The 3,227-nt window shown below is 68.4% G+C and carries 3 protein-coding genes and 1 pseudogene; all 4 read right to left on the bottom strand.

Translation table 11 applies throughout. The features are described 5' to 3' along the window. Positions 1-548: pseudogene (locus WBA11_RS18240) on the bottom strand (hypothetical protein); the annotation flags it as partial. A gap of 45 nt (positions 549-593) precedes the next feature. Next, positions 594-2,129: a transcription termination factor NusA gene (gene nusA, locus WBA11_RS18235; protein ID WP_424522060.1), complete on the bottom strand. Its 1,536-nt coding sequence runs from the start codon at positions 2,127-2,129 to the stop codon at positions 594-596. A gap of 11 nt (positions 2,130-2,140) precedes the next feature. Next, the gene (gene rimP / locus WBA11_RS18230; protein ID WP_424522059.1) at positions 2,141-2,608 is read right to left on the bottom strand and encodes a ribosome maturation factor RimP; all 468 of its coding nucleotides are present in this window, start codon (positions 2,606-2,608) and stop codon (positions 2,141-2,143) included. 225 nt (positions 2,609-2,833) lie between these two features. Continuing rightward, positions 2,834-3,227 (bottom strand): tetratricopeptide repeat protein (locus WBA11_RS18225; RefSeq protein ID WP_424522058.1); only part of this gene is annotated, 394 nt, incomplete at its 5' end.

Below are 3,227 nucleotides of genomic sequence, written 5' to 3'. Positions count from 1 at the left end.
TCGGGCGCTGCCTCAACGGCGGGCTCCGGTGTCGGCTCGGGCTCGGGCGCTGCCTCGACGGCAACTGGCTCGGGCTCCGGTGCCTCGGCCGGCTCGTCCTCGAGGACGGGCTCCTCGACAACGGGTGCCTCAACGACGGGCTCTTCGGGAGCGACGGGCTCCTCGACGGGTTCCGGTGCCGGCTCGGGCTCTACAACCGGCTCGGGCTCGGGCTCCGCAGCGACGGGCTCGTCGGCCGGCGTCGGCTCCGGCACCTCGCCTGCTTCAGCCGCTTCGGCCGCCGCCTGCTTGGCGTCGAGTTGCTCACGGCGCTCCTTGACGCGCGCCTTGGCGTCGGCGTCGTCGGAGTACGCCTCGATGAGGGCGTCGTACATCGCCGGCTCGAGCCGGGCGTTGGGATCGCCGGACTTGAGCTTGTCGTCGAGCTCGAAACCTCGCTCTTGGAGAGCGGACACGACGGTGTCCGTCGCGATGTTGAGCTCGCGGGAGGCCTTGAAGAGCTGGACGCGCTTCGGCTTGTTGGAACGTCGCTTGCGCGGACTAGGCATTCGGTAAGGCGGTGCGGCGGGGCCGCGTAGAACGTAGGGTCCGGGCTAGGCCGCGGGGTCGTCGGATTCGGTGAAGGTCTCGCCATCGGCCGAGTCGCCCTCGAGGGCGGGGGCCGCGGTGTCGTCCTCGAGGACGGATCCTGCGGCGGCGGCACCAGCGAGGGACGCGCCGTCGGCGGCGGCCTCAGAAAATGGCTCGGCGTCGGACGCGTCGGCGGGATCGGCCTCGACGGGCGCGTCGTCGCCCTGAACGTCCTCGAGGTCGGACGTCTCCAAGCTGGCGGCCAGGTCGGCGACGAGCTCGGAGTTGTCGGCAGCCTCGCCGGACGCGTCGCGCTCGAACTCGGCCTCCATGAGCCAGGTGATCTTCTGAGCCTGCTCGTCGGTCAGGCCGGTGCGGCGAGCCAACTCGGACGGCTGGAGCTCGAGCACGGCCTTGGCCGTGTCGCACCCGATGTCCTTGAGCTGCTGGATGATGGCGGCCGGGATCACGTCCTGGAACTCGTCGATGTCCACGTCCTCCTCGTCCGACTTGATGTCGCGGTAGACGTCGAGTTCGTAGCCGGTCAGCATCGAGGCCAAGCGGATGTTCTGGCCGCCGCGGCCGATGGCCATCGAGACCTCGTCGGCCGGGACGGTGACGCGGGCACGGGGCGGCGTGAGGTCCTCGTTAAGCTCGACCAGGATCGGCTTGGCGGGTGCGAGCGAGCGCTTGATAAAGTCGATCGTGTTGTCGGTCCACGGGACGACGTCGATGTTCTCGCCGCCCAGCTCGCGGACGACGGCGTGGATGCGCGAGCCCTTGACGCCGACACATGCGCCGACGGGATCTACGCGGTCGTCGTGGGAGATCACGGCCATCTTGGCCCGTTCGCCGGGCAACCGGACGATCTTCTTGATCTCGATGATGCCGTCGTAGATCTCGGGCACCTCGAGCTCGAACAGGCGCTCGATAAAGACTGGTGCCACGCGGCTGACGATGACCTGCGGGGAAGATCCGGCGTCGCGGTCGACATCGAGGACGACCGCACGGAGCATGTCGCCCTTGCGGTAGCGGTCCTTCTGGATCTGCTCCTGGCGCGGCAGGACGAGTTCGGTCTTGTTGTGCAGGACGAGCACCTCGCGGCGCCGCGTCTGGTAGATCTCGCCGACCACGATCTCGTCGATCAGCTCGGAGTACTCGCGGTGGATGTTCTCCTTCTCGATGTCGCGGATCCGCTGGCGGAACGTCTGGAGCGCGGCCTGGACCGCACGGCGCCCGAAGTCCTCGATCAGGATCTTGACTGCGACCTCGTCCTCGATGTCGTACTCCTCGTCGATCTCGACGGCGTCGGCGTACTCGATCTGGGTGACGGGGTCCTCCAAGTCGTAGTCCTCCACAACTTCGCGGACGTGCAGGATCTGGTAGTCGCCGTTGTCCGGGTTGAACACGATCTGGAAGGCCTCCGGATCGTCGGCGTCGTACTTCTTCTTGATCATCGCCCGGAACACGTCCTCGATGATGACCTGGAGCGTGTCGCGGTCGATGTCCTTCTCGCGAGCGATCTCGGCGAAGGAGGAGACGAGGACGGTGCTTTGCATCGGGTGTCGGATTACCAGGGGAGCGCGACGCGGGCGTCACGGATGGTGTCGAACGGGATCGGGGCCGCCTCGCCCTCGAGGACGATCTCTCCGTCGTCGACGGAGAGCAGCTCGCCCTTGACCGTGACGACCTGGTCGAGCTCGCGCTCGAACGTCACGTCGAGCGTGCGGCCGACGTGCCGGGCGTATTGGCGACGGTCGGACAAGGGCTGGTCCGCGCCGGGCGTCGAGACCTCGAGACGGTAGCTGCCCTTGATCACGTCCTCGGTCTCGAGGGTGAACCCGAGCGAGCGGCTGAGCTTGGTCAGGTCGTCGGAGCCGGCGCCGGTCGGGCTGTCCATGAACACCGCGACGGTCCGGCTGCCCTGGTACCCGCGCACGTCGACGCTGACCACGAACAGGTCAGTGTCGGCGGCAGCCTCTTCGGCAAACGCGCGGACGCGGTCGGCGAGGGAGTCGGTGACGGGAACGGCGGACAAAGCGGGACGGGGGGAGACGGAAAACGCCCGTTCGGCGGAACGGGCGTCGCTTGGGCGGTCGGACGGGGATGGACCCGGGCGAGACGCCAAAAACAACGGGAGGCGGCGAACCGGACTCCCACGCTCCGCAGAGGAGCAGTCCGAAGGTACGGCGGGCGGTTCGGCCTCGCAATCGCACAACGGCCCGAAACGCCCCCTGGTCCCCCGTTTCGTGTGGAGTCTCCGTTATCTCGACACGATGGCGACCCGCCGGACACCCGTCGGTGTGTCCACGACCCACACGCCGGTCCCCAGCCTCGAGGACACGTCCGACCACGCGCCCTGTGCCACGGCGGTCCCAGAGGTCGAGTACACCGTGACACGAGCACCCGGCGAAAGCGCCGACGGCATCGGCCACCCGAACACGTCCGGCCCCGACCACAGCGCCGATCCGCCCTCGAGGCCGCGACCGATCACGTCGGCCAGCGCTGGGTCGAGGCGGACCGCTTGACGCCACGCCTCCGTCGGGTCTGTCCTCGAGGCTGACTGCGCGAGTCCCCGAAGCAAATGTGCCTCGGGATCCCACGGATCGAGATCGACGGCGCGTTCCAGACTCGAGGTCGCAGCCTCGAGGTCGCCG

This window comes from Rubrivirga sp., from assembly GCF_049648075.1.
Classification (GTDB): Bacteria; Bacteroidota; Rhodothermia; order Rhodothermales; family Rubricoccaceae; genus Rubrivirga.
The sequence above is the reverse complement of the archived record's forward strand: the minus strand, read 5'-3'. Positions and strand labels throughout refer to the sequence as shown.